A 25,349-nucleotide genomic window follows, 5' to 3' on the forward strand; every position below is an offset into this window, starting at 1 on the left:
CGAGGACCTCATCATGTTGAAAGGCTACGGGGCAGTCATCCTCGACGGAGCGTGGCTGACGCTACAGCTCGCCTTGTCGTCCATGGCCCTGGCCATCGTGCTCGGTCTGATCGGTGTGGCGCTGCGTTTGTCGCCAGTGCGCTGGCTGGCCTGGCTCGGCGATCTGTATTCCACCGTGATCCGCGGGATTCCCGATCTGGTGCTGATCCTGCTGATCTTCTACGGCGGCCAGGATCTGCTCAATCGCGTCGCGCCGCTGCTCGGCTTTGACGATTACATCGACCTCAATCCGCTGATGGCGGGTATCGGCACCCTGGGTTTCATCTTTGGTGCCTATCTGTCGGAAACCTTCCGTGGTGCGTTCATGGCCATTCCCAAGGGGCAGGCCGAGGCCGGCATGGCCTATGGCATGAGCAACCTGCAGATTTTCTTCCGGGTGCTGGTGCCGCAGATGATTCGCCTGGCGATTCCTGGCTTCACCAATAACTGGCTGGTCCTGACCAAGGCTACCGCACTGATTTCGGTGGTCGGCTTGCAGGACATGATGTTCAAGGCCAAGCAGGCGGCCGATGCCACCCGCGAGCCTTTCACCTTCTTCCTGGCGGTCGCGGCGTTGTACCTGGTGATCACCAGTGTTTCGCTGCTGGCCCTGCGTTACCTCGAGAAGCGCTACTCGGTAGGCGTAAAGGCGGCTGATCTATGATTTTCGACTACAACGTCATCTGGGAAGCGCTGCCGCTGTACCTGGGCGGCCTGCTGACCACCCTCAAGCTGCTGGCCCTGTCGCTGCTGTTCGGTTTGCTGGCGGCGATCCCGCTGGGGCTGATGCGGGTCTCCAAGCAACCGCTGGTGAACATGAGCGCCTGGCTCTACACCTATGTGATCCGTGGCACGCCGATGCTGGTGCAGCTGTTCCTGATCTACTACGGCCTGGCCCAGTTCGAAGCGGTGCGCGAAAGCTTCCTGTGGCCGTGGCTGTCGAGCGCAACCTTCTGCGCCTGCCTGGCCTTCGCCATCAATACCAGCGCCTACACCGCCGAAATCATCGCCGGCAGCCTCAAGGCCACGCCTCATGGCGAGATCGAGGCGGCCAAGGCCATGGGCATGTCGCGGGTCAAGATGTACCGGCGCATCCTGCTGCCATCGGCCCTGCGCCGGGCGCTGCCGCAGTACAGCAACGAAGTGATCATGATGCTGCAGACCACCAGCCTGGCGTCGATCGTGACCCTGATCGACATCACCGGTGCGGCGCGCACGGTCAACGCCCAGTACTACCTGCCGTTCGAGGCCTACATCACTGCCGGCGTGTTCTACCTGTGCCTGACCTTTATTCTGGTGCGCCTGTTCAAGCTGGCCGAACGCCGCTGGCTCGGCTACCTGGCGCCGCGCAAGCACTGAGCCTGCGCCCACTTTTTCGCCCCGAGCGTTAGCTCAAGACTGACTGCTTTGTGAGAATCGACAGCATGTACAAACTCGAAGTCCAAGATCTGCATAAACGCTACGGCAGTCACGAAGTGCTCAAGGGCGTGTCCCTGGCGGCCAAGGCAGGCGACGTGATCAGCATCATCGGTTCCAGCGGCTCGGGCAAGAGTACCTTCCTGCGCTGCATCAACCTGCTCGAGCAGCCGCACGCGGGCAAGATCCTGCTCAACAACGAAGAGCTCAAGCTGGTCGCCAACAAGGACGGCGCGCTCAAGGCCGCTGATCCCAAGCAGTTGCAGCGCATGCGTTCGCGCTTGTCGATGGTGTTCCAGCACTTCAACCTGTGGTCGCACATGACCGCGCTGGAGAACATCATCGAGGCACCGGTGCACGTGCTGGGCATGTCGAAAAAAGATGCCCTGGAAAAAGCCGAGCACTACCTGGCCAAAGTCGGTGTCGCTCACCGCAAGGATGCCTATCCTGGCCATATGTCTGGCGGTGAGCAGCAGCGCGTGGCGATTGCCCGGGCGCTGGCCATGGAGCCGGAAGTGATGCTGTTCGACGAACCGACGTCGGCGCTGGACCCTGAGCTGGTGGGCGATGTGCTCAAGGTCATGCAGTCGCTGGCCCAGGAAGGCCGGACCATGGTCGTGGTGACCCATGAAATGGGCTTTGCCCGCGAGGTCTCGAACCAGTTGGTGTTCCTGCACAAGGGGCTGGTGGAAGAGAGCGGCAACCCGCGCGAGGTGCTGGTCAACCCGCAATCGGAGCGTCTGCAGCAGTTCCTTTCGGGCAGCTTGAAGTAAGATTGCCGCTTTGCACCAAAATGGGTCATGCTGCGTCACAAGCGCAGCCTGACCAGGCTCTAACGTCTTGACCTCTTTCAGGTTTCGGATCGTACCCCATGACCACCCAGCGAATCGGTTTTCTCATCTGGCCCAGCACCAAAGCCCTGACCCTGGCGCTGGCTGAAGAGGTTTTGCGGGTTGCCCAGAAGGTCCATCCGGAGGTGGTCTACGAGCTATCGTTCCTGCAGGCCGAAGCACCTGGCGAAGGGGAATGGCGTCTGCCCGGTGAGCCCTGGGCCGGTAAGCTTGAGGGTTGCCATAGGCTGTTCCTGCTGGCTGACGAACCGCCATCGGCGGTGGGCTCGAGCCTGGCCAGCGCGCTCAAGCAACTGGTGCGCGCCGGGTGTGTGGTTGGCGGGTTGTCGGCCGGGGTTTATCCGTTGGCGCAACTGGGTTTGCTCGACGGCTATCGGGCCGCGGTGCACTGGCGTTGGCAGGACGATTTTGCCGAGCGTTTTCCCAAGGTCATCGCCACCAGCCATCTGTTCGATTGGGACCGTGATCGCCTGACGGCGTGCGGTGGCATGTCGGTGATCGATTTGCTGCTGGCGGTGCTGGCCCGTGACCATGGTGCCGAGCTGGCCGGTGCGGTGTCCGAAGAGCTGGTGGTCGAGCGGATTCGCGAGGGCGGCGAGCGCCAGCGCATTCCGCTGCAAAATCGCCTTGGCTCCAGCCATCCGAAGCTGACCCAGGCGGTGTTGCTGATGGAAGCCAACATCGAAGAGCCGCTGACTACCGACGAGATCGCCCAGCATGTCTGTGTCTCGCGTCGCCAGTTGGAGCGGATCTTCAAGCAGTACCTCAATCGCGTGCCGAGCCAGTATTACCTGGAACTGCGCCTGAACAAGGCGCGGCAGATGCTGATGCAGACCAGCAAATCGATCATCCAGATCGGTTTGTCCTGCGGCTTCTCTTCGGGGCCGCACTTCTCTAGCGCCTATCGCAATTTCTTTGGCGCGACGCCGCGCGAAGATCGTAACCAGCGACGTAGCAGCAGCCCGTTCGAATTGTCTTCGGTGCCTGCCGAGCGCGGCTGATTTTTGATCGCGGGGCAAGCCCGCTCCCACAGTCATGATACCTGTAGGAGCGGGCTTGCCCCGCGATCAATCCGCCAACACAGCATCCCCCACACCGTTTAGACTGCGCCTTTGCGACCCTATTTGTCGCATTGCCGAAAGCCTTGGTAAAACAGGGTTTGGCGCTATAAGAAGTTGTCGCTTGGCGGCAAGGTCAGGCGCCGATCTGTCCTTACAATCCCCTCATCGCTCGCCAGTTTCAGGCAGGCGTTCCTCTTCAGGAGACTCCGATGTCCGCTCCGCACGATACGGTACAACGCGCCGATTTCGACCAGGTGATGGTCCCCAACTATGCACCGGCGGCTTTCATTCCCGTCCGTGGAGCGGGCTCCCGCGTCTGGGACCAGGCTGGCCGCGAGCTGATCGATTTCGCCGGCGGCATCGCCGTGAACGTCCTGGGCCATGCCCACCCGGCGCTGGTAGGCGCCCTGACCGAGCAGGCCAACAAGCTGTGGCACGTGTCCAACGTGTTCACCAACGAGCCGGCCCTGCGTCTGGCGCACAAGCTGGTCGATGCGACCTTCGCCGACCGTGCGTTCTTCTGCAACTCCGGCGCCGAAGCCAACGAGGCCGCATTCAAGCTGGCCCGTCGTGTTGCCCATGACCGTTTCGGCCCAGAGAAGCACGAGATCATTGCCACCGTTAACAGCTTCCACGGTCGTACCCTGTTCACCGTCAGTGTCGGTGGCCAGCCAAAGTACTCCGACGGTTTCGGGCCGAAAATCACCGGCATCAGCCATGTGCCGTACAACGATCTGGAAGCGCTGAAAGCGCAGATCTCCGACAAGACCTGCGCCGTGGTCATCGAGCCGATCCAGGGCGAGAGCGGTGTGGTTCCGGCCGACGTTGCCTACCTGCAAGGCGCCCGCGAGCTGTGCGACAAGCACAACGCGCTGCTGATCTTCGACGAAGTGCAGACCGGCGTTGGCCGTACTGGCGAGCTGTTCGCCTACCAGCACTATGGCGTGACCCCGGACATCCTCTCCAGCGCCAAGAGCCTGGGCGGCGGTTTCCCGATCGGCGCCATGCTGACCACCAACGAGCTGGCCAAGCACCTGACCGTCGGCACCCACGGCACCACCTACGGTGGTAACCCGCTGGCTTGTGCTGTGGCCAACGCGGTGCTGGACGTGGTTAACACCCCTGAGGTGCTGGCTGGCGTCAAGGCCAAACATCAGCAGTTCAAGGCGCGCCTTGAGCAGATCGGCGAAAAGTACGGCCTGTTCACCCAGGTGCGTGGCGTTGGTCTGCTGATCGGTTGCGTGCTGTCCGAGGCCTGGAAAGGCAAGGCCAAGGAGGTATTCAATGCCGCCGAGAAAGAAGGCCTGATGGTCCTGCAAGCCGGCCCGGATGTGGTGCGTTTCGCCCCGAGCCTGGTGGTTGAAGAGGCCGATATCAACGAAGGCCTGGACCGCTTCGAACGTGCTGCGGCAAAACTGACTCAGGCCTGATTTGCCTGCAGTCCTTTCATCGGCCCTGCGGGGCCGGTGAAGCGAATTCCAGAGCAGGTGCCTGCGGGCGCCTGCTGTTTTCTCTGCGCCGACAGATGTCGGCCTGTTTTCCCGAAAGGAGTGACACCATGCTGGTGATGCGCCCCGCGCAAATGGCTGATCTGGGCGAAGTACAGCGTCTTGCCGCAGACAGCCCCATTGGTGTCACGTCCTTGCCGGATGATGCCGGTCGTCTGAGCGACAAGATTGCCGCTTCGGAAACCTCCTTCGCCGCCGAAGTCAGCTTCAACGGTGAAGAGAGCTACTTCTTTGTCCTTGAAGACAGCAGCAGCGGCAAGCTGGTCGGCTGTTCGGCCATCGTTGCCTCGGCCGGTTACTCCGAGCCGTTCTACAGCTTTCGTAACGAGACCTTCGTGCATGCGTCGCGCGAGCTTAAGATTCACAACAAGATTCACGTGCTCTCACAGTGCCACGATCTCACCGGCAATAGCCTGTTGACCAGCTTCTATGTGCTGCCGGAACTGGTCGGCAGCGGCTGGTCCGAACTCAACTCCCGTGGCCGCCTGCTGTTCATGGCCGCCCACCCGGAGCGCTTTGCCGAATCGGTGGTGACCGAGATCGTCGGCTACAGCGACGAGCATGGTGAATCGCCATTCTGGGACGCCATCGGCCGCAACTTCTTCGACCTCAACTACGCTGCGGCCGAGCGCCTGTGCGGGCTCAAGAGCCGGACTTTCCTGGCCGAACTGATGCCCCATTACCCGATCTACGTGCCCTTGCTGCCGGATGCCGCGCAAGAGGCCATGGGCCAGGTGCACCCGCGAGCGCAGATCACCTTCGACATCCTGATGCGCGAAGGCTTCGAGACCGACCACTACATCGACATTTTCGACGGCGGCCCGACCCTGCATGCGCGGGTTTCCGGCATCCGTTCGATTGCCCAGAGCCGGGTGATGCCGGTCAAGCTGGACGATACCGCCAGCAAGGGCGGGCGCCCCTACCTGGTCAGCAACGGCCAGTTGCAGGACTACCGTGCAGTACTGCTGGAGCTTGACTGGGCACCCGGCAAGCCGGTCAGCCTGAGTCTTGAAGCCGCCGAAGCCCTGGGCGTCGGCGAAGGCGCCAGCGTGCGCCTGGTCGCGGTTTGATCCCTGCGGTTCGATAACCGAGCACCCAGGTCGAGTTTTGCGGCAGGCCCCAGGCCGCCGCCCGAGGAGATAGCATGATCGTTCGTCCCGTACGCAGCAGCGATTTACCCGCGCTGATCGAGCTGGCGCGCAGCACCGGCACCGGCCTGACCACCTTGCCGGCCAATGAAGAGCGCCTGTCGCACCGGGTCGGCTGGGCCGAGAAGACCTTCCGTGGCGAAGCCGAGCGTGGCGATGCCGATTACCTGTTCGTGCTGGAAAACGACGAAGGTGTGGTGGTGGGGATCTCCGCCATCGCCGGTGCCGTCGGTCTGCGCGAGCCCTGGTACAACTACCGGGTCGGCCTGACCGTCAGTGCTTCCCAGGAGCTGAACATCTACCGGGAAATCCCCACCCTGTTCCTGGCCAACGACCTGACCGGCAATTCCGAGTTGTGCTCGTTGTTCCTGCGTGCCGATCACCGCAGTGGCCTCAATGGCCGCCTGTTGGCCAAGGCGCGGATGCTGTTCATTGCCGAGTTCCCGGAGCTGTTCGGCAACAAGATCATTGCCGAGATGCGTGGCATGTCCGACGAACAGGGGCGCTCGCCGTTCTGGGAAAGCCTGGGTCGGCACTTCTTCAAGATGGAGTTCAGCCAGGCCGACTACCTCACCGGGGTTGGCAACAAGGCATTCATTGCCGAGCTGATGCCCAAGTTTCCGCTGTACACCTGTTTCCTCTCGGAAGCGGCGCGCAACGTCATTGGTCGGGTACACACCGATACAGAGCCGGCGCTGGCGATGCTCAAGGGCGAAGGTTTCAGCTACCAGGGCTATGTCGACATCTTCGACGCAGGCCCGGCGGTAGAGTGCGAGACCGCCAAGATCCGCGCGGTGCACGACAGCCAGGCGCTGGTGCTGGCAGTCGGTACGCCGGGCGACGACGCTACCCCATTCATCATCCACAATCGCAAGCGCGAAGACTGCCGCATCACTGCCGCACCCGCGCGCCTTGCTGCCGGTACCCTGGTGGTCGATCCACAGACCGCCAAACGCCTGCGCCTGAACGCCGGTGACCAGGTGCGTGCGGTACCGCTGTCTGCAGCCCGGGAGGCCAAATAATGACGACTCACTTTATCGCCGGCAGTTGGCAGGCAGGGCAGGGCGAGGCGCTGCAATCGCTCGACCCGGTCAGCCAGAAGGTTGTCTGGCAGGGCCAGGGCGCCAGCGCCGGGCAGGTTGACGATGCGGTCAAGGCTGCCCGTCAGGCATTCGCCGGCTGGGCGCTGCAATCGCTGGAAGCGCGCATCAGTGTACTCGAGGCCTTCGCCGCTGCGCTCAAGGGTAATGCCGACGCCCTGGCGCACTGCATCGGTGAAGAAACCGGCAAGCCGCTGTGGGAAGCCACTACCGAAGTGACCAGCATGGTCAACAAGGTGGCAATCTCGGTGCAGAGTTACCGCGAGCGCACCGGCGAAAAGAGCGGCCCGCTCGCCGACGCTACTGCCGTGCTGCGCCACAAGCCCCATGGCGTGGTTGCCGTGTTCGGTCCGTACAATTTCCCCGGTCACTTGCCCAACGGGCACATCGTGCCGGCGCTGCTGGCGGGTAACACTGTGGTGTTCAAGCCCAGCGAGCTGACCCCGAAAGTCGCCGAACTGACGGTCAAGTGCTGGATCGAGGCCGGTTTGCCGGCCGGCGTGCTCAACCTGGTCCAGGGCGCCCGTGAAACCGGCGTAGCCCTGGCGGCCAATCCGGGCATCGATGGTTTGTTCTTCACCGGCTCCAGTCGCACCGGCAACCTGCTGCACCAGCAGTTCGCCGGGCGTCCGGACAAGATCCTGGCCTTGGAGATGGGCGGCAACAACCCGCTGGTGGTGGATGAGGTCAAGGACCTGGACGCTGCGGTCTACACCATTGTCCAGTCGGCATTCATCTCCGCCGGCCAACGCTGCACTTGCGCGCGCCGCCTGCTGGTGCCGCAAGGCACCTGGGGCGATGCGCTGCTCAAGCGCCTGGTTGAGGTGTGCCGAACCATCTCGGTCGGTGCCTTCGATCAGCAGCCAGCGCCGTTCATGGGCTCGGTGATCTCCCTGGATGCGGCCAAGGCATTGCTCGATGCCCAGGTCCAGTTGCTGGCCAACGGTGGCCTCTCGTTGCTGGAGATGACCCAGCCACAGGCCACTGCCGCGTTGCTGACCCCTGGCATCATCGATGTCAGCGCAGTTGCCGAGCGTCCGGACGAAGAGTTCTTCGGCCCGCTGCTGCAGGTGATCCGCTACAGCGATTTCGATGCGGCCATTGCCGAGGCCAACAACACCCAGTACGGCCTGGCGGCGGGCTTGCTGTCGGACTCCCATGCGCGTTACCAGTATTTCTGGCTACAAAGCCGTGCCGGTATCGTCAACTGGAACAAGCAACTGACCGGCGCTGCCAGCAGTGCGCCATTCGGGGGGGTGGGTGCCAGCGGCAACCACCGCGCCAGTGCTTACTACGCGGCGGATTATTGCGCTTACCCGGTAGCCTCGCTGGAGACCGCCAGCCTGACCCTGCCTGCGACACTGACGCCAGGCGTCTCCCTATAACAAAAGGTCCACGGAGCCTTGCCGATGAAATCGTTTGAAGTGAATTTTGATGGTCTGGTCGGACCGACGCACAATTACGGCGGGCTGTCGTACGGCAACGTTGCTTCGCAAAGCAACAGCCAGCAGGCGTCCAACCCACGCGAAGCCGCGCTTCAGGGCCTGGCGAAAATGAAGGCGCTGATGGAGATGGGCTTTGCGCAGGGCGTGCTGGCCCCGCAGGAGCGTCCGGACGTGGCCGCGCTGCGCCGCCTGGGCTTTGCCGGCACTGACGCGCAAGTGATCGAGCGGGCTGCCAAGGAGGCCATGCCACTGCTGGTTGCCAGTTGCTCGGCTTCGAGCATGTGGGTGGCCAACGCTGCCACCGTCAGCCCGAGTGCCGACACCGCAGACGGCCGCGTGCACTTCACGGCTGCCAACCTCAACTGTAAATATCACCGCAGCATCGAGCACCCGACCACCAGTCGCGTGCTGGGTGCCATGTTCGCCGATAGCAAGCATTTCGCCCACCATGCGGCCCTGCCGGCCGTGGCGCAGTTCGGTGATGAAGGGGCGGCCAACCATACGCGCTTCTGCCGCAGCTACGGTGAGGCTGGCGTCGAGTTTTTCGTCTATGGCCGCAGCGCGTTCGACGCTCGCTACCCGGCGCCGCAGAAGTACCCGGCGCGCCAGACCCTGGAAGCATCACAGGCTGTCGCGCGCCTGCACGGCTTGAGCGACGAGGGTGTGGTCTACGCCCAGCAGAACCCGGCAGTGATCGACCAGGGCGTGTTCCACAACGATGTGATCGCGGTGGGTAACGGCGAAGTGCTGTTCTACCACGAAGACGCCTTCCTCGAGACCGAGGCGATGCTTGGCCAACTGCAGGCTAAACTGGCTAAGCGGGGCGGCAACTTCAAAGCGATCTGCGTGCCGCGCTCGGCTGTTACGGTAGAGGACGCAGTGCGTTCGTACCTGTTCAACAGCCAGTTGTTGTCTCGCGCCGATGGTTCGATGCTGCTGATCGTGCCTGAAGAGTGCCGCAACAACGAGCGGGTCTGGGCCTATCTGTCGTCGCTGACCAGTTCCGGTGGCCCGGTCAGCGAGGTCAAGGTCTTCGATCTCAAGCAGAGCATGCAGAACGGCGGTGGGCCGGCGTGCCTGCGCTTGCGCGTGGCACTTAATGAAACGGAACTGGCGGCGGTCAATCCAGGCGTTATCATGACTGCACCGCTGTACGACACCCTGACCCAATGGGTTGAAAAGCACTACCGCGATCGCCTGAGCGAAACCGACCTGGCCGATCCGCAGCTGTTGCTGGAGTGTCGTACGGCACTGGATGAACTGACCCAGATCCTCAAACTGGGTTCGGTCTATCCATTCCAACGCCAACCTTGAGAGAGAATTCGATTATGTCCGACGCCCTGCAGCTGATCCTTGAAGATGACGATGGTACCCAGCTGGAAACTTCCTGCACCCGCTTTGCGGTGGTCTGGCAAGGCAAGGAGGTATGGATTCAGCAGGATGGCCGTGGTCAGCTGCTGATCGGCGTCGATGTCGAAGAAGGCGACGCCGAGTACGCCAACCTGCTGCTGCGCCCGCTGGCCACTAACCTTGTGAGCCTGCAGCTGGAAATGGAACCGGCCGATGCCGGCGACGATGATGATCACGTTCATGGTCCCGATTGCGGCCACCATCACTAAGGAATAGCCCATGCTCGCCCTCGGCAAACTGCTTGAACTGACCCTGGCCGGTCGCGAACCGGCAGAGAAGACCCAGGTGACTGCCGACGGCGTGCGCATGCGCTGGCTTGGCGAGGGCGCCCTCGAAGTGCGTCCGCCCGAGGCCTGTGATAATGGCCTGGACCTGCTGTTGTCAGCGGGCATCCATGGCAACGAAACCGCACCGATCGAGCTGCTCGACCGGTTGCTGCACGACATTGCCCGCGGCGATCTCAAGCCGCAGGCACGTATTCTTTTCCTGTTCGGTAACCCCGAGGCGATCCGCCGCGGTGAGCGTTACCTCGAGCTGGACGTGAACCGCCTGTTCAATGGCCGTCACGATCAGGTCAGCGGTGCCGAGGCCCTGCGCGCCTGTGAGCTGGAGCGCCTGGCGGCGACCTTCTTCAGCGTCCCTGAGCGCACCCGCCTGCATTACGACCTGCACACCGCCATTCGCGGTTCGAAGATCGAACAGTTCGCCCTCTATCCCTACAAGGAAGGCCGTCAGCACTCACGTCGTGAGCTGGCACGCCTGCGGGCAGCCGGCATGGAGGCGGTGCTGCTGCAGAGCAAGATATCGATCACCTTTACCGCCTATACCTATGAGCAACTTGGGGCCGAAGCCTTTACCCTGGAACTGGGCAAGGCGCGGCCGTTCGGGCAGAACGACGGTGTCAATGTCGGGCGCCTGGAAACCCGCCTCAAGCAGATCATTGAAGGTACTGAGCCTGAGCAGCCAGAGGCGCTGGACGGTTTGCAGTTGTTCAGTGTGGCGCGCGAAATTATCAAGCACAGCGACAGCTTTCAGCTGCACCTGGCTGCCGATATCGAGAACTTCTCGGAGCTTGAGCCAGGCTACTTGCTGGCCGAGGACATCGCCGATACCCGCTGGATCGTCGAGGAAGAGGGCGCCCGCATCATCTTCCCCAACCCCAAGGTCAAGAACGGTTTGCGCGCGGGGATTCTGATCGTCCCTGCCAAGCCCGATCAGTTGGCCTGAACCGGACTGTGGTGGGAGCGGGTCTCAGCCGACGCGTTTTTGCGACACTTCATTGCGGCGCAGGGCGCGCAGCTTCTGCAGGGTGTCGGCGCAGGTCTTCGCCGCTTCAGCGCCCTTGACCAGGAAGTGCTCGAAGTAGAAGTTCTGATGCTCGTCGCCAGCATGGAAGTGGTGCGGGGTCAGAACTACCGAGAACACCGGTACCTCGGTTTCCAGTTGCACTTGCATCAGGCCGCTGATCACCGACTGGGCGACGAACTCATGGCGATACAGGCCGCCATCGACCACCAGGCCGGCGGCAACGATACCGGCATAACGGCCGCCTCGGGCCAGCAGCTTGGCATGCAGGGGGATTTCGAAGGCGCCGCCGACTTCGAAGAAGTCGATATCACCGGCCTGATAGCCTTGTTTACCCATTTCCTCGACAAAGGCTTTGCGCGCCTGATCGACAATATCCTTGTGCCAGCAGGCCTGGATGAATGCGATGCGCTCGTGGGTAGGGTGCTTGCTATCGATTGCGGTAGGTTGCATTGAAACGGACTCCTGTTTGGATAAGAAACAGGGCGCTGGATCGAAAGGGATTTCGCCACGAAAGACGTAGGCACAACGCTGCCTATCCCGTTCTCTCTTTATCCGGACTATGACCGTCGGCCCCGGAATCACACCGGGTCTGCTGACCTTGCAGGCAGGCCTGCAAGCGCTCGCGGGCTATGCGCAGTGCGCGCAATTACCGCCGGTGGGGAATTGCACCCCGCCCTGAGAACGTTGCCATCGTTTGGCCGATGGCGAGGAATTATTAGCACAGATGCCGGGTAAACGTATAGGCTGCTAACGATTTTTTAGGATGAACGACGTTTCATCCGGGAAACCTTGCCAATTGCTTTGTGTGGCCCCAGTAATACCGTGTCACTAGATAAAAACAGGCCCAGAGAGGCCGTGCAGGCTGGCTGTGGGCGGTTTTGCGCTGTCGTTGTCGTTGCAGGCCGTCCAATTGACAGCCTCTATAGCATAAACACACTGCACCCAAGCCTAAGGCCCGATATAATGCGGCCCTTTGCCGTCGTTTCGTCAATTTGCCGCAAGCATTTGCCTTAAGGCCGCCGTTTCCGTGGAAGAACCTATGAAAAGCGCAGAAATCCGTGAAGCCTTCCTTCGCTTCTTCGAAGAGCAGGGACACACCCGAGTTGCCTCCAGCTCCTTGATCCCGGGCAACGACCCGACCCTGTTGTTCACCAACGCGGGGATGAACCAGTTCAAGGACTGCTTCCTTGGCCAGGAAAAACGCGCCTACACCCGCGCGACCAGCAGCCAGAAGTGCGTGCGCGCCGGTGGCAAGAACAGCGACCTGGAAAACGTCGGCTATACCGCCCGTCACCACACCTTCTTCGAGATGCTGGGCAACTTCAGCTTCGGCGACTATTTCAAGAAGGACGCCATCACCTACGCCTGGACCTTTCTGACCGGCGTACTGCAGTTGCCGAAAGAAAAGCTGTGGGTCACTGTCTATGCCACCGACGACGAGGCTTATGACATCTGGACCCAGCAGATCGGCGTTCCGCCCGAGCGTATGGTGCGTATCGGCGACAACAAGGGTGCGCCGTACGCTTCCGACAATTTCTGGACCATGGGCGACACCGGCCCGTGCGGCCCGTGCACCGAGATCTTCTACGATCATGGCGCCGACATCTGGGGCGGCCCACCCGGCTCGCCGGAAGAAGACGGTGACCGTTACATCGAGATCTGGAACAACGTCTTCATGCAGTTCAACCGCACTGCCGACGGCGTGCTGCATCCTCTGCCAGCGCCATCGGTAGATACCGGCATGGGCCTTGAGCGCATCAGTGCGGTCATGCAGCACGTGCATTCGAACTATGAGATCGACCTGTTCCGTAGCCTGCTCGAAGCCTCTGCTGCCGCCATCGGTTGCAAGAACCAAGAGCAGTCGTCGCTCAAGGTGGTATCGGACCATATCCGTTCCTGCGGCTTCCTGATTGCCGACGGCGTGCTGCCGTCCAACGAAGGCCGTGGTTATGTGCTGCGTCGCATCATTCGCCGCGCCTGCCGGCATGGCAACAAGCTCGGTGCCACCGGCAGCTTCTTCTACAAGATCGTCGCCGCCCTGGTTGCCGAGATGGGCGAAGCCTTTCCTGAGCTCAAGCAGCAGCAGGCCAACATCGAGCGCGTGCTCAAGGCTGAGGAAGAGCAATTCGCCAAGACCCTGGAGCAGGGCCTGAAGATCCTCGAGCAGGACCTGGCCGAGCTCAAGGGCAGCGTGGTGCCAGGTGATGTGGTGTTCAAGCTGTACGATACCTACGGCTTCCCGATGGACCTGACCGCCGACATCGCCCGCGAACGCGAGCTGACCATCGATGAGGCAGGCTTCGAGCGCGAGATGGAAGCCCAGCGTGAGCGTGCCCGCTCCGCCAGCGCTTTCGGCCTGGACTACAACACCCTGGTCAAGGTTGACGTGGCCACCGAGTTCACCGGCTATAGCGCCACCGCAGGCAGCGCCAACATCGTTGCTCTTTATAAGGATGGCAAGGTCGTCGAGCAGTTGGGTGAAGGCGAGGAGGGTGTGGTCATCCTCGATCGCACGCCGTTCTACGCCGAGTCCGGCGGCCAGGTGGGTGACACCGGCTACCTGCAGGCTGACAGCGTGCGCTTTGACGTGCGTGACACCACCAAGACCGGCGGCGCCTTCCTGCACCACGGGGTGGTGGCCAGCGGCACACTGACCGTCGGCGCCCAGGTGCAGACCCAGGTCGACGCCGACGTCCAGCACGCCACCTCGCTGAACCACTCTGCCACTCACCTGCTGCACGCGGCGCTGCGTCAGGTGCTGGGCGAACACGTACAACAGAAGGGCTCGCTGGTCGATAGCCAGCGGCTGCGCTTCGACTTCAGTCACTTCGAGGCGGTCAAGCCAGAGCAGCTCAAGGCCCTGGAAGACATCGTCAACCGCGAAGTGCGCAAGAACTCCGAGGTGCAAACCGAAGAGACCGATATCGAAACCGCCAAGCAGAAGGGCGCCATGGCGCTGTTCGGCGAGAAGTATGGCGACAGCGTGCGCGTGCTGAGCATGGGCGGCGATTTCTCCGTCGAACTGTGCGGCGGTATCCATGCCAAGCGCACTGGTGATATCGGCCTGCTCAAGATCATCAGCGAAAGTGGCGTGGCCTCCGGTGTGCGCCGGATCGAAGCGGTCACCGGCGCTGCCGCGCTGGCTTACCTGAACGCCGCCGAAGAGCAGCTCAAGGAAGCCGCGCAACTGGTCAAGGGCAGTCGCGACAACCTGATCGACAAGCTTTCGGCGGTGCTCGAGCGCAACCGTCAGCTGGAAAAACAGCTGGAACAGCTGCAGGCCAAGGCTGCTAGCGCTGCAGGCGATGATCTGTCCAGTGCGGCGGTCGAGGTCAAGGACGTCAAGGTCCTGGCCGCACGACTCGATGGCCAGGATGGCAAGGCGCTGCTGGCGCTGGTCGATCAACTGAAAAACAAACTCGGCCGCGCAGTGATCCTGCTCGGCAGTGTCCATGAGGAAAAGGTCGTACTGGTTGCCGGTGTGACCAAGGACCTGACTGGCCAACTCAAAGCCGGTGATTTGATGAAGCAAGCCGCTGCTGCAGTGGGTGGCAAGGGTGGTGGTCGTCCGGACATGGCGCAAGGTGGTGGTGTTGACGCCGCCGCGCTGGACAGCGCGCTGGCCCTGGCCGTGCCATTCGTGGAGCAGGGCGTTTAAGGCGGGCATCGGCCCGTCGTCTAGTGGCGGGCCATGGCGCCGTTTGAATGTTTATTGGGTGCCCTTCATGGGCTGAGGCGGCTTTGAAATGGCGTTGATCGTACAGAAATTTGGCGGTACCTCGGTCGGCACAGTCGAGCGAATCGAGCAGGTTGCCGACAAGGTCAAGAAGTTCCGCGAAGCCGGCGATGACCTGGTGGTTGTGTTGTCGGCAATGAGCGGTGAAACCAATCGCCTGATCGAGCTGGCCAAGAAGATCACCGATCAGCCGGTTCCGCGTGAACTGGATGTGATCGTTTCCACCGGCGAGCAGGTGACTATTGCCTTGTTGGCCATGGCCTTGATCAAGCGCGGAATTCCGGCGGTGTCCTACACCGGTAACCAGGTGCGTATTCTCACCGACAGCGCGCATAACAAGGCGCGCATCCTGCAAATCGATGACCAGAAGATTCGCGGCGACCTCAAGGCCGGTCGCGTGGTTGTGGTCGCAGGTTTCCAGGGTGTGGACGAGCACGGCAACATCACTACCCTCGGTCGTGGCGGTTCCGACACCACCGGCGTGGCCCTGGCGGCGGCGCTCAAGGCCGACGAATGCCAGATCTACACCGATGTCGATGGTGTCTACACCACTGACCCGCGCGTGGTGGCCCAGGCTCAGCGCCTGGACAAGATCACCTTTGAAGAGATGCTGGAAATGGCCAGCCTCGGTTCCAAGGTGTTGCAGATCCGCGCCGTCGAGTTCGCCGGCAAGTACAACGTCCCGCTGCGCGTGCTGCACAGCTTCCAGGAGGGTCCGGGTACCCTCATTACCATTGATGAAGAGGAATCCATGGAACAGCCGATCATTTCCGGCATCGCCTTCAATCGCGATGAAGCCAAGCTGACCATCCGTGGCGTACCGGATACTCCGGGCGTTGCATTCAAGATCCTCGGCCCTATCAGTGCCGCGAACATCGAAGTCGACATGATCGTGCAGAACGTTTCGCACGATAACACCACCGACTTCACCTTCACCGTGCACCGCAACGACTACGACAAGGCCCACAAGGTCCTGGAGACGACCGCCAAGGAGCTCACCGCTCGCGAAGTGGTGGGTGATACCAATATCGCCAAGGTCTCGATCGTCGGCGTCGGCATGCGCTCCCACGCTGGCGTTGCCAGCCGCATGTTCGAAGCGCTGGCCAAGGAGAACATCAATATCCAGATGATCTCCACCTCCGAGATCAAGGTCTCGGTGGTTATCGAAGAGAAGTACCTGGAACTGGCGGTGCGTGCCCTGCACACCGCGTTCGAGCTGGACGCCCCTGCCCGACAGGGTGAGTAAGGCGGCTGCCTCAGGGGCGCGGCTTGGCCGCGCCCTTCGCTTTTCTGGTTGGCGTGAGAAAACTGTGTTTTTGCTCACGCTAGTCAATACTTAGGCGTAGGTCGGCAGCCGTCGCGGGTTGTAGGCTGAAGCCCTTTTTTTTGCAGACTGTTATCCCTGAACTGAATTTGCGTGAGGAGAAAGCTATGTTGATTCTGACTCGTCGGTGCGCCGAGAGCCTGATCATTGGCGACGGCGAAATCACCGTGACCGTGCTCGGCGTCAAAGGAAACCAAGTGCGGATAGGGGTAAACGCCCCTAAAGAAGTGGCCGTCCACCGCGAGGAAATCTACCTGCGGATCAAGAAAGAGAAGGACGAAGAACCAACCCATTAATTTTTATCGAGTTTTTTTCAAAAAAGAGTTTGCAAACGGGGAAGGGTCTGGTTATTATACGCCCCGTGTTGCGGAGAGGTGGCCGAGTGGCCGAAGGCGCTCCCCTGCTAAGGGAGTATACCTCACAAGGGTATCGGGGGTTCGAATCCCCCCTTCTCCGCCATTATTCATGTAGGACGCTGTAATCTGCCTGAATCACCTAAGTCGTTGAAATTAAACGAAAAAGTGGTTGTCAAAATGATTTAGCGGCCTATAATGCGCGGTAACAAATGCACTCATAGCTCAGCTGGATAGAGTACTCGGCTACGAACCGAGCGGTCGGAGGTTCGAATCCTCCTGAGTGCACCATACATCGAAGCGGTTTTCATTTTGAAAGTTGCTTCTGCTGTAACCAGAGGTGATCTGGTCCATCAAGCGCCAACCCTGCACTCATAGCTCAGCTGGATAGAGTACTCGGCTACGAACCGAGCGGTCGGAGGTTCGAATCCTCCTGAGTGCACCATACATCGAAGCAGTTTTCATTTTGAAAGTTGCTTCTGCTGTAACCAGAGGTGATCTGGTCGATCAAGCGCCAACCTGCACTCATAGCTCAGCTGGATAGAGTACTCGGCTACGAACCGAGCGGTCGGAGGTTCGAATCCTCCTGAGTGCACCATACAACAGAAAGCCCGCCTATCAAGGCGGGCTTTTTGCTTTCCGGCTTTCATCTTCCGGTAAGGCGTGATGAATAAGCTGTCATCACTGCCGTGCTGGCCTCGCCTTATTTTCTGCCGATCCTGATGTGTTTTTTTTCGCGCCGCCGCCGTCGCACTGTTGCCTGCATACGTTGTCACAAGTATGTCGCGCAAACGATTGTTCTAGCCGCGATTTTTTCAGCACCCAGACAGTACAAGCGGTGTATGATTGCGCCCGTCAGCCCCGCCGGGGCTTGTGGAATACCACCATGGACTTACCCAGTAGTTACTCAATAGCAAGTTTTGCCAATCAAGAATTGACTGATTGATCCTCCCGGCGTGCTCCGCTGCTGGGAGTGGAGTTCGCCTATGACTGAAATCGAAGTAAAAAAGACTCAAGATAGCCTGCAGGATCGCCTGGCCCAAGTGGTCGAACTGCTGCAGCGTCAACGCGTGGTCGAAGACCTGACCCACCGTCAGGAAGGTCATCACCATGACCTGGTAGAAAACCTCGTTCACCGCCAAAACCTCGTCGAGCTGCAGCGCAAGCTCGACGATCTGCACTCCGCCGACGTCGCCTATATCCTCGAAGCCTTGCCCCTGGACGATCGTCTGACCGTATGGCAACTGGTCAAGGCCGAGCGCGACGGTGACATCCTCCTGGAAGTGTCAGACTCGGTCCGTGAGACCCTGATCGCTGACATGGACGATCACGAGCTGCTCGCCGCCGCCAAGGAAATGGACGCCGACGAACTGGCTGACCTGGCGCCTGAGCTGCCCCGTGACGTCGTCCACGAGTTGATGGAAAGCCTCGATGCCCAGCAGCGCGAGCGCGTGCGTTCGGCCCTGAGCTACGACGAGGACCAGGTCGGTGCGCTGATGGACTTCGAGATGGTCACCATCCGCGAGGACGTCAGCCTGGAAGTGGTCCTGCGCTACCTGCGCCGGCTCAAGGAGCTGCCAGGCCACACCGACAAACTCTTCGTGGTCGACTACGACGGCATCCTCAAGGGCGTGCTGCCGATCAAGCGCTTGCTGGTCAACGACCCGGAGAAGAAAGTCGCCGAGGTCATGGCCAGCGATCCGGTGAGCTTCCATCCGGACGAAGACGCCTATGATGCCGCTCAGGCGTTCGAGCGGTATGACCTGATTTCCGCTCCGGTGGTAGACAAGAGTGATCGCCTGATCGGCCGTCTGACCATCGACGAAATGGTCGACCTGATCCGTGAAGAGAGCGAAAGCGAAGTGCTGAGCATGGCCGGTCTGCGCGAAGAAGAAGACATCTTCGCCTCGGTCTGGCGCTCGCTGCGCAACCGCTGGGCGTGGCTGGCGATCAACCTGATCACCGCCTTCGTCGCCTCGCGGGTGATCGGCCTGTTCGAAGGCTCGATTGAAAAGCTGGTGGCCCTGGCGGCGCTGATGCCGATCGTTGCCGGAATCGGCGGCAACTCCGGTAACCAGACCATCACCATGATCGTGCGCGCCATGGCCCTTGACCAGGTCAGCCCCGGCAACACCTCGCGGTTGATGCGCAAGGAGCTGGCAGTGTCGTTGATCAACGGCCTGATCTGGGGCGGGGTGATTGGTGTGGTCGCCTACCTGCTGTACGACAGCTGGTCGCTGGGCGTGGTAATGACCGGCGCCATGACCCTCAACCTGCTGCTGGCGGCATTGATGGGGGTGCTGATCCCGATGACCCTGGTACGCATGGGGCGCGATCCGGCAATGGGCTCCAGCGTGATGATCACGGCAGTGACCGACAGCGGCGGCTTCTTTATCTTCCTTGGCCTTGCCACCATCTTCCTGCTTTGACCCCTTGTAGGAGCGGGCTTGCCCCGCGATGGGGCCAGTGCAGCCATCAGGTTGGCATTGAGCGCAGGGCGGTTGCGTGACCAATAAAAAAGGCCAATGCGCAAGCATTGGCCTTTGGTATTTATGCCCCGGAATCAGGAAGCGTCAGCTGCCATCTCGGCGTCATGGGCAATCAACGACACCAGCGCATTCTGCTGGCGATGGGAAAGCTGGCGGAAACGTTGCAACAGTTCGCGCTCGTGCAGGGACAGTTCCGGGCTGTCCAGGCGCATGCTCAGTTCTTCACCCAGCGCACCTTCCTGAATAAGGCTCTGTTCCAGGCGAGCGATGATCTCCGAGTTCATGCTGCGATGGTGGTTGCGCGCTACCTCGGCAATGCGCTCACGCATTCCGTCGGGGAGGCGAACGACGAATTTGTCAGCGGTGCGGCTTGAGTAAATAGCCTGTTTCATTGGGCGCATATAATTGACCGGTTTAGTTCAGGGGAAGCGGTTCTCGAAATTGGCCGCACGATGTCACTACGACCATCCCGGCGTCAAAATGTTCAACCTGAATTGTGAATGAGGTGTGAATCATGCCTCATTATCGCCGGTTCCTTGGCGTCAATTCTGTGACAAATATTGAACCGGATAAAGGCGTTTTGCCAGTACCAATTATCAGAAATGAGCACTGGTTTGAAAAGTTTTCATTTTATCGATTTCCGGTTCAGCAGGCCTTCGTCGGCAACCGCAAGCTTCAGGCAGAAAAGGCCCTGGAAAGCGTCTAGAATGCGCGTGCTTTCCTACCATTGAGCATAGTGGCTATGCAGCATGACGCAAGCGCATCGCGGCGTACAGCGAACCCGGGTCGTCTGGTGTACCTGATGGGACCCTCAGGTGCCGGAAAAGATTCGCTGCTTGATGCGGCACGCTCAGCGCTGCAGTGCCAGCATGTCGAAATCGCTCGCCGGGTCATCACCCGTTCGGCTGAGGCCAAGGGTGAAGACGCACTGGCTGTTTCCCTTGAACAGTTCGAGCAGATGAGTGCCGAGGGCGCTTTCGCCTTGCAGTGGCGGGCCAATGGCCTGGCGTATGGTATTCCGGCGCAGATCGATGCCTGGCTGGCCGAGGGGCGCACCGTGCTGGTCAACGGCTCGCGTGCGCATTTGCCGCTGGCGCGCGAGCGTTATCCACAGTTGCTGCCGGTATTGCTCAGTGTTGCGCCACAGGTACTTCGCCAGCGTTTGCTGAGCCGTGGGCGGGAAAGCCAGGAGGACATCGAGCGGCGCATGGAGCGTGCGCAGCAGGTGCAAGTGGCCGACCGTGATGTGCAGGTGCTGGATAACTCCACATCGCTGAGCGCTGCTGTACAGGGTTTGCTGGTGTTGTTGCACCAGCAGGGCTTGCTCGGCTCTAGCTAGAACACCAAGCGTTTGCCATCGGGCACCGTTGTGCTCTTGGACGTACTCCGCTTTCGACTGTTTGAGCGGGCAATCTGCAATGATGGCCGACTGTCTCATTGCGGATCGCACGATCAAGTAGCAGCGGTGCAGAAAGCCCACAGGCAAAAAGAGCCACGGATGACATGACAAACGTCAGCCTGCTGGTTAACATGCACGCCGTCCCTGCCATGCAACGCTCGTTGCCGGCTCTGCGTCTCAGTAGCTCAATTGGATAGAGCATCCCCCTCCTAAGGGGAAGGTTGGCAGTTCGAACCTGCCCTGGGACACCATGCTTTCCCCCACCTACCAATCCTGCCTCAACGGCAACGCCCCCTCGTGGGACGAAAACAGTGGCAGTATTTCTTCTGCCAGCTCCTGAATCACCTCGGCTGCTGGCCGTTGGCAAAACTGAATGCCCAGCGCCGCATGATTGACCCCGGCATCCTGCCATTCTCCCAGCAGGTCAATCAGGCCCTTTCGCCCGGTTTTCAGCACATACCCACCTTGCAGGGCCGTACGTGGAAAATCGGGGTCAGCATCCAGGTCGATCCACTCGTTGGTCACGTGCGGACGAAAGCCACCACCGGGAATGCAGTCGCGCCAGGCGCGGATTTTCTCGGCCAGGCGTCGTGGACCAAGAATGTTTTCGGTGGCATCAGGAAAGGTCAGCCATCCGTCAGCTTGTTCGCCCAGCCACTGCATGGATTGGCGCGAGCTGCCGGTGACCAGCAGAGGGATGTTGCCTGTGGCGGGTTTGGGCAGCAGGTGTGCGCCGCTGAGCTGGCCGAGCGTGGATTCAATCGGCCGGTCACCAACCTGCAGCAGTTGGCGAAAATAGCGCACAGCCTCGGCAAAGCGTTCGCCACGCTCACTGTGCGCCAGGCCATAGGCCGGAAACTCTATGGGACGGTCCCCTGAAGCGATGCCCATCACCAGGCGTCCGCCTGACAGTTGGTCGAGGGTGGTCGCGGCTTTGGCCAGGTCGATCGGGTGACGCAAGGTAAAGATCGCGCTTCCCGTCGCCAGGGCGATGCGCTTGGTGTGCGCGGCCAGGTAGCTCAGGTAGGCAAAGGGGTCGAACAGCTGGCCAGCATCACCAAAGTGTGGATCGTAAAGCGGCACATCACGTACCCAGGCGCCGGCAAAGCCCAGGCGATCGATTTCGCTGACCAGCGCAGCCTGCCCGTTGAGCACCGCCATGTCGCCGCGATAGAAACGCAGGGGCAGGAAGACACCCAAGGTCAGTTTTTGCGGGGCGAACATGCGCTGATAGCCAGGGTGGTGGGCAAACGCATGGGCGCTGGCGCCGAGGAGGTTGGGGTTCATTGGCAAGTTCCTTTTGGACGGCTCAGGGGCCAGTGGCAGGGGCTGGTAGACGGATGCCACGTTGCACTGCGGGGCGCTGGCTGACCCGTTCATGCCAGGCAGTCAGGTGTGGGTGCTGGCTGAAGTCGAAGTCGATGATTTGCAGGATGTGGGTCCAGCCAAAGGTGGCGATGTCCGCGATCGAGTAGCTGTTGCCCGCCAGCCAAGGATGATTGGCCAGGCGCTGGTCGAGGGTGCTGAACAGTTCTTCGCTCAAGCGCCGGTAGCGGGTGATGGCCTCGGGGCAAGGCTGCTCGGCGAACAGTTCGAAATACACGCGCTGGCCCAGAATCGGTCCCATGCTCGCGGCGTGAAACTGCAACCAGGTGATGGCCGCCCAGTGCTCGCTGGGGTGCTCCGGCAGCAGGCGTCCGCTCTTTTGCGCCAGGTACAGCAGGATCGCCGCCGACTCGAACAGTGTTATATCGCACTCGGTATCCACCAGCACCGGGATGCGGCCATGGGGGTTGAGCTTGAGAAAATCAGCCTGACGATGCTCGCCGTGGTCGATCTGCACGTGCTTGAGGGTGTAGGGCAGCCCCAGTTCTTCCAGGGCGATGGTGATCTTGAAACCATTAGGTGAGCTATCGCTATAAAGAATCAACGGCATGTGCCTTCTCTTCAAGAGTGTTCAGAGAGGGTTTATGCTAGGGCTGTCTTGACTGATTGAAAAACGATCAGTTCTACGCTTAGGCAATAGATTTTCTAAACCATGGAGGGGTGAGATGGGCGCGGTTCTACCGTTGCTGGCATTGCGGGCCTTCACAGAGGCCGCGCGTCTGGGCAGCCTGAAGGCGGCTGCCGCACACATGGGCGTCACACCGGGGGCGGTCAGCCAGCAGGTGCGCCTGCTCGAGGAGCGCATGGGCGTGGTGCTGTTCGTGCGTGGTCGCCATGGCGTGCACCTGAGCGAAGCCGGCGCGCGGGTGTACCCGGGGTTGCTCAAGGGGTTCGAGCAGATTGAGGCATCGTTGGCATTGCTGGAGCAACTGGCGCCGGGCAAGACCTTGACCATCAGCACCGTGCCGTCGTTCGCGGCGTCCTGGCTGGTGCCGCGCCTGGGCCGGTTCAATGCCTTGCACCCGCAGATAGAAGTGCGCGTTGAGGCCTCGGCCAAGCTGGTAGATTTTCAACGTGAGCGCATCGACGTCGCCTTGCGTCATGGGCTTGGGCAGTATCCGGGGCTGGAGTCTGTGCGCCTGATGGCCCCGGTATTGCTACCAGTCGCAAGCCCGCTGTTGCTGGCCCAAGGGCCGGCCTTGAAGCGTCCCCTCGATTGCCTGAGGTACCCGCTGTTGCACGATGCCGATCGCGCCGACTGGATGCTCTGGCTGCAGGCCCACGGGGTTGCCGACGACCCACGCACAGCACGCGGGACGAGTTTCGAGGATGACCTGCTGTTACTGCGTGCAGCGGCTGCAGGCCAGGGCATAGCCCTGGTGCAGGACACTCATGCAACGGATGACCTGGCCAGCGGCAAGCTGAAACTGGCCCTCGACAAACCCTGGCCTGCGCGCTTTGCCTACTACCTGGTGTGCCGTCAGGAAGCCTTGCAGCGCCCCGAGGTTCAGGCCTTTGTCGACTGGGTCAGGGCCGAGGCGGACGCCAGCTCCTGATCCTGACCGTCGTTGCGGCCACCCTGAGTTGCGGTCAGGTTGGCCACCAGCTTGGCTGATACTGCCGGGTCTTGCAGGTGGGCGTTGAGGCTGGCCAGCGACTCCAGCTCGGTTTGTTTCTTCATCTGCTCGGCGATCTTGCGTTCGATCTTGTCCTTTTCCGCAGGTGGCAAGGCCTCGAACTCCTCCTGGCTGATGCCCAGCTCGTTCAACAGCTTGAGCTTGATTTTCTCCGCCGGGCTCAGGGCCATGTAGTCGCGAAACTCCTGGACTGCGCTCTTGCCGGTTTCAGTGGTGCCGATGCTGGCCTGCTCGCGCATTTGTACATCGGGGTTCTGCAACTGCACCTTGAACTTGGCGAAGGCTTCCTCGCGGGCGTCGTCGGCACTTTGCTGCGAGGTGTTGGCCTGATTGTGCTGTTGACGATTGCTGCCGCTGACCGGGACCGGCGGGCGGAACTGCGCTTGCTCGGTGGCGGCTTCAGTCACGCTACGGGTCGGGTGGATGGCTGGCGTCTGGATGCCGACCGCATTGATGCTACTCACTTGATCACTCTCCTTGATGGATGCAAGTTGACTTCTGATCTCTGTCTCACCAATGGCAAGTCTTGTGCCAGTTCGCCTGGCCGGGCCAGGCGCTAGTATATTCAGGGGGCGGCGCTGTACGACGAGTAAGGATTCGGCGCATGCTTTGCCCTGAAGAGGAAATCCCTTGCCGCCTGCGGCAAGTCCATTCAAGCCGGCAGCACCAACTTCCAGCTGGGGCGCAGTTGCCTGGACCAAGGAGAATGTCCATGACTCAATCGTCAGATGCACCCCCTTTGACGGCCCCGCTGGGCGACTTTGCCGAGCCACAGCTGCAAACCCTGCTGGAGCTGATCAGCGACGGGATCTGGGACTGGGACGCCAATACCGGTTATGTCTACCGCAACCCGGGCTGGTACAGGATGCTGGGCTACCCCAGTCATTCGTTGGGCAACACGGTCCTGACCTGGGAAAGCGTGATCCACCCGCAGGACTATCCGCAGGTGATGGCGCATTTTGAAGATTACATTACCAGTCGCAGCGCCCAGTACCGTATCGAGTACCGCTGCCGTTGCCAGGATGGCAGCTACCTGTGGATCGAAGACAGCGGCCATATCATTGCGCGCAACGAGGACGGCTCGGTGGCGCGCATGCTCGGTGCGCACCGTAATATCGACGACAGCCGACGCCTGCTTGAACGGCTGGAGCAGCAGAACCTGTCCCTGGAGGCGCAGATCGCCGAGCGCACCCGCGAGCTGTCCTGGGTCAACCAGCAACTGCAGCGCCAGCTCGATGAGAACCGCGACCTGGCCGAGCGCGATGCGTTGACGCTGGTGGCCAACCGTTACCGCCTGGAAAAGGTCCTGGAGCAAGAATGCGAGCGAGCGCGGCGTTTTCGTCAGCCGTTGGCACTGATCATCATGGACATCGACGATTTCAAGCCGATCAATGATCAGTACGGCCACGCCCAGGGCGATCGCGTCCTGATCGATTCGGTGGAGCGGATCAAGCTGTGCCTGCGCGCGGGTGACCTGTTGGCGCGTTGGGGCGGCGATGAGTTCGTGGTGGTGTTGCCGGGCACCCAGCGCGATACAGCCTTGCAACTGGCGCGGCAGATTCGTCAGGCGCTGGAGTTGGCACCGCCGGTAGGCGAGCGCGTGCTGACCATGAGCTACGGCGTGGTCGAGTGGCTGGAAGGCGAAGGGCAGGCGCAGTTGCTGTGCCGGGCGGACCAGGCGCTGTACCGGGCCAAGGCGGCCGGCAAGGATGAGATCGGTGAGTAAAAAGGACCCGCTG

24 protein-coding genes, 5 tRNA genes and 1 riboswitch are annotated in these 25,349 nt (G+C 61.1%); of the genes, 24 read left to right on the plus strand and 5 right to left on the minus strand.

Going from position 1 to position 25,349, the window contains the following annotated elements:
- Window positions 1-13: 13 nt before the first annotated feature.
- From EXN22_RS08865 to astE, 11 genes are all read left to right on the plus strand, one after another.
- Window positions 14-703, plus strand: a complete 690-nt coding sequence (locus EXN22_RS08865; protein WP_010226646.1) for an ABC transporter permease — start codon at window positions 14-16, stop codon at window positions 701-703.
- Window positions 700-1,398 (plus strand): ABC transporter permease, encoded by a 699-nt coding sequence (locus EXN22_RS08870; protein WP_130263707.1) that lies wholly within the window; start codon window positions 700-702, stop codon window positions 1,396-1,398. Before EXN22_RS08865 ends, EXN22_RS08870 begins: the two co-directional genes overlap by 4 nt.
- Before the next feature lie 65 nt (window positions 1,399-1,463).
- Entirely contained in the window at window positions 1,464-2,228 is a 765-nt protein-coding gene (locus EXN22_RS08875; protein ID WP_010226650.1) for an ABC transporter ATP-binding protein, read from the plus strand.
- Window positions 2,229-2,326: 98 nt separating this feature from the next.
- Window positions 2,327-3,307: a transcriptional regulator ArgR gene (argR, locus tag EXN22_RS08880; protein ID WP_130263708.1), complete on the plus strand. Its 981-nt coding sequence runs from the start codon at window positions 2,327-2,329 to the stop codon at window positions 3,305-3,307.
- A gap of 269 nt (window positions 3,308-3,576) precedes the next feature.
- The gene (locus tag EXN22_RS08885; RefSeq protein WP_130263709.1) at window positions 3,577-4,797 is read left to right on the plus strand and encodes an aspartate aminotransferase family protein; all 1,221 of its coding nucleotides are present in this window, start codon (window positions 3,577-3,579) and stop codon (window positions 4,795-4,797) included.
- A gap of 128 nt (window positions 4,798-4,925) precedes the next feature.
- The gene (gene aruF / locus EXN22_RS08890) at window positions 4,926-5,945 is read left to right on the plus strand and encodes an arginine/ornithine succinyltransferase subunit alpha (protein WP_130263710.1); all 1,020 of its coding nucleotides are present in this window, start codon (window positions 4,926-4,928) and stop codon (window positions 5,943-5,945) included.
- Window positions 5,946-6,019: 74 nt separating this feature from the next.
- Window positions 6,020-7,045: an arginine N-succinyltransferase gene (gene astA, locus EXN22_RS08895; RefSeq protein WP_130263711.1), complete on the plus strand. Its 1,026-nt coding sequence runs from the start codon at window positions 6,020-6,022 to the stop codon at window positions 7,043-7,045.
- The gene (astD, locus tag EXN22_RS08900) at window positions 7,042-8,508 is read left to right on the plus strand and encodes a succinylglutamate-semialdehyde dehydrogenase (RefSeq protein ID WP_177414064.1); all 1,467 of its coding nucleotides are present in this window, start codon (window positions 7,042-7,044) and stop codon (window positions 8,506-8,508) included. The genes astA and astD overlap by 4 nt, the downstream gene beginning before the upstream one ends.
- 24 nt (window positions 8,509-8,532) lie before the next feature.
- Entirely contained in the window at window positions 8,533-9,882 is a 1,350-nt protein-coding gene (gene astB, locus EXN22_RS08905) for an N-succinylarginine dihydrolase (protein WP_130263713.1), read from the plus strand.
- Window positions 9,883-9,896: 14 nt separating this feature from the next.
- On the plus strand, window positions 9,897-10,187 hold the full coding sequence (locus EXN22_RS08910; RefSeq protein WP_130263714.1) for a topoisomerase II: 291 nt from the start codon (window positions 9,897-9,899) through the stop codon (window positions 10,185-10,187).
- A 10-nt stretch (window positions 10,188-10,197) separates the two neighbouring features.
- Window positions 10,198-11,205, plus strand: a complete 1,008-nt coding sequence (astE, locus tag EXN22_RS08915; RefSeq protein WP_130263715.1) for a succinylglutamate desuccinylase — start codon at window positions 10,198-10,200, stop codon at window positions 11,203-11,205.
- A 24-nt stretch (window positions 11,206-11,229) separates the two neighbouring features.
- On the opposite strand, the gene EXN22_RS08920 is transcribed toward astE, so the two are convergent.
- Entirely contained in the window at window positions 11,230-11,736 is a 507-nt protein-coding gene (locus EXN22_RS08920; RefSeq protein WP_130263716.1) for a 6,7-dimethyl-8-ribityllumazine synthase, read from the minus strand.
- An 85-nt stretch (window positions 11,737-11,821) separates the two neighbouring features.
- Window positions 11,822-11,973: riboswitch (FMN riboswitch) on the minus strand.
- A 352-nt stretch (window positions 11,974-12,325) separates the two neighbouring features.
- On the opposite strand from EXN22_RS08920, the gene alaS reads away from it, so the two are divergent.
- The 8 genes from alaS to mgtE all read left to right on the plus strand — a co-directional run bounded on the left by alaS (window position 12,326) and on the right by mgtE (window position 19,128).
- A complete protein-coding gene (alaS, locus tag EXN22_RS08925; RefSeq protein WP_130263717.1) occupies window positions 12,326-14,944 on the plus strand; it encodes an alanine--tRNA ligase in 2,619 nt (872 codons plus the stop codon).
- 88 nt (window positions 14,945-15,032) lie between these two features.
- On the plus strand, window positions 15,033-16,268 hold the full coding sequence (locus EXN22_RS08930) for an aspartate kinase (RefSeq protein ID WP_130263718.1): 1,236 nt from the start codon (window positions 15,033-15,035) through the stop codon (window positions 16,266-16,268).
- Between the two features lie 185 nt (window positions 16,269-16,453).
- Window positions 16,454-16,642 (plus strand): carbon storage regulator CsrA, encoded by a 189-nt coding sequence (gene csrA, locus EXN22_RS08935; protein WP_010226667.1) that lies wholly within the window; start codon window positions 16,454-16,456, stop codon window positions 16,640-16,642.
- Window positions 16,643-16,714: 72 nt separating this feature from the next.
- Window positions 16,715-16,805, plus strand: a tRNA-Ser gene (locus EXN22_RS08940).
- 108 nt (window positions 16,806-16,913) lie between these two features.
- Window positions 16,914-16,990: transfer RNA gene (locus EXN22_RS08945), tRNA-Arg, on the plus strand.
- A gap of 77 nt (window positions 16,991-17,067) precedes the next feature.
- Window positions 17,068-17,144 (plus strand) — tRNA-Arg (locus EXN22_RS08950).
- A 76-nt stretch (window positions 17,145-17,220) separates the two neighbouring features.
- Window positions 17,221-17,297, plus strand: a tRNA-Arg gene (locus EXN22_RS08955).
- 388 nt (window positions 17,298-17,685) lie between these two features.
- A complete protein-coding gene (gene mgtE / locus EXN22_RS08960) occupies window positions 17,686-19,128 on the plus strand; it encodes a magnesium transporter (RefSeq protein ID WP_130263719.1) in 1,443 nt (480 codons plus the stop codon).
- Between the two features lie 134 nt (window positions 19,129-19,262).
- On the opposite strand, the gene EXN22_RS08965 is transcribed toward mgtE, so the two are convergent.
- Window positions 19,263-19,589 carry an Arc family DNA-binding protein gene (locus tag EXN22_RS08965; protein WP_010226671.1) on the minus strand — a complete coding sequence of 109 codons (327 nt, stop codon included), beginning with the start codon at window positions 19,587-19,589 and terminating at the stop codon, window positions 19,263-19,265.
- A gap of 113 nt (window positions 19,590-19,702) precedes the next feature.
- Between EXN22_RS08965 and EXN22_RS08970 the strand changes: the two genes are divergently transcribed.
- From EXN22_RS08970 to EXN22_RS08980, 3 genes are all read left to right on the plus strand, one after another.
- Entirely contained in the window at window positions 19,703-19,894 is a 192-nt protein-coding gene (locus EXN22_RS08970; protein WP_130263720.1) for a hypothetical protein, read from the plus strand.
- 36 nt (window positions 19,895-19,930) lie between these two features.
- A complete protein-coding gene (phnN, locus tag EXN22_RS08975) occupies window positions 19,931-20,527 on the plus strand; it encodes a phosphonate metabolism protein/1,5-bisphosphokinase (PRPP-forming) PhnN (protein WP_130263721.1) in 597 nt (198 codons plus the stop codon).
- A gap of 234 nt (window positions 20,528-20,761) precedes the next feature.
- A tRNA-Arg gene (locus EXN22_RS08980) sits at window positions 20,762-20,838 on the plus strand.
- Window positions 20,839-20,851: 13 nt separating this feature from the next.
- Here EXN22_RS08980 and EXN22_RS08985 read toward each other — a convergent pair.
- Together EXN22_RS08985 and EXN22_RS08990 are read right to left on the minus strand one after the other, a co-directional pair.
- Entirely contained in the window at window positions 20,852-21,874 is a 1,023-nt protein-coding gene (locus EXN22_RS08985; protein WP_130263722.1) for an LLM class oxidoreductase, read from the minus strand.
- 22 nt (window positions 21,875-21,896) lie between these two features.
- The gene (locus EXN22_RS08990) at window positions 21,897-22,523 is read right to left on the minus strand and encodes a glutathione S-transferase family protein (RefSeq protein WP_130263723.1); all 627 of its coding nucleotides are present in this window, start codon (window positions 22,521-22,523) and stop codon (window positions 21,897-21,899) included.
- A gap of 115 nt (window positions 22,524-22,638) precedes the next feature.
- Between EXN22_RS08990 and EXN22_RS08995 the strand changes: the two genes are divergently transcribed.
- Complete coding sequence (locus EXN22_RS08995; RefSeq protein WP_130263724.1) at window positions 22,639-23,529, plus strand: LysR substrate-binding domain-containing protein; 891 nt, start codon at window positions 22,639-22,641, stop codon at window positions 23,527-23,529.
- Here the strand turns inward: EXN22_RS08995 and EXN22_RS09000 are convergent.
- Window positions 23,481-24,074 (minus strand): hypothetical protein, encoded by a 594-nt coding sequence (locus EXN22_RS09000; protein ID WP_130263725.1) that lies wholly within the window; start codon window positions 24,072-24,074, stop codon window positions 23,481-23,483. The two genes, EXN22_RS08995 and EXN22_RS09000, sit on opposite strands and share 49 nt — an antisense overlap.
- 248 nt (window positions 24,075-24,322) lie before the next feature.
- Here EXN22_RS09000 and EXN22_RS09005 point away from each other — a divergent pair, with 248 nt between their 5' ends.
- Entirely contained in the window at window positions 24,323-25,336 is a 1,014-nt protein-coding gene (locus EXN22_RS09005) for a sensor domain-containing diguanylate cyclase (RefSeq protein ID WP_130263726.1), read from the plus strand.
- Window positions 25,337-25,349: the final 13 nt, after the last annotated feature.

Origin of the sequence: Pseudomonas tructae, from assembly GCF_004214895.1 — a bacterium.
Lineage (GTDB): Bacteria > Pseudomonadota > Gammaproteobacteria > Pseudomonadales > Pseudomonadaceae > Aquipseudomonas > Aquipseudomonas tructae.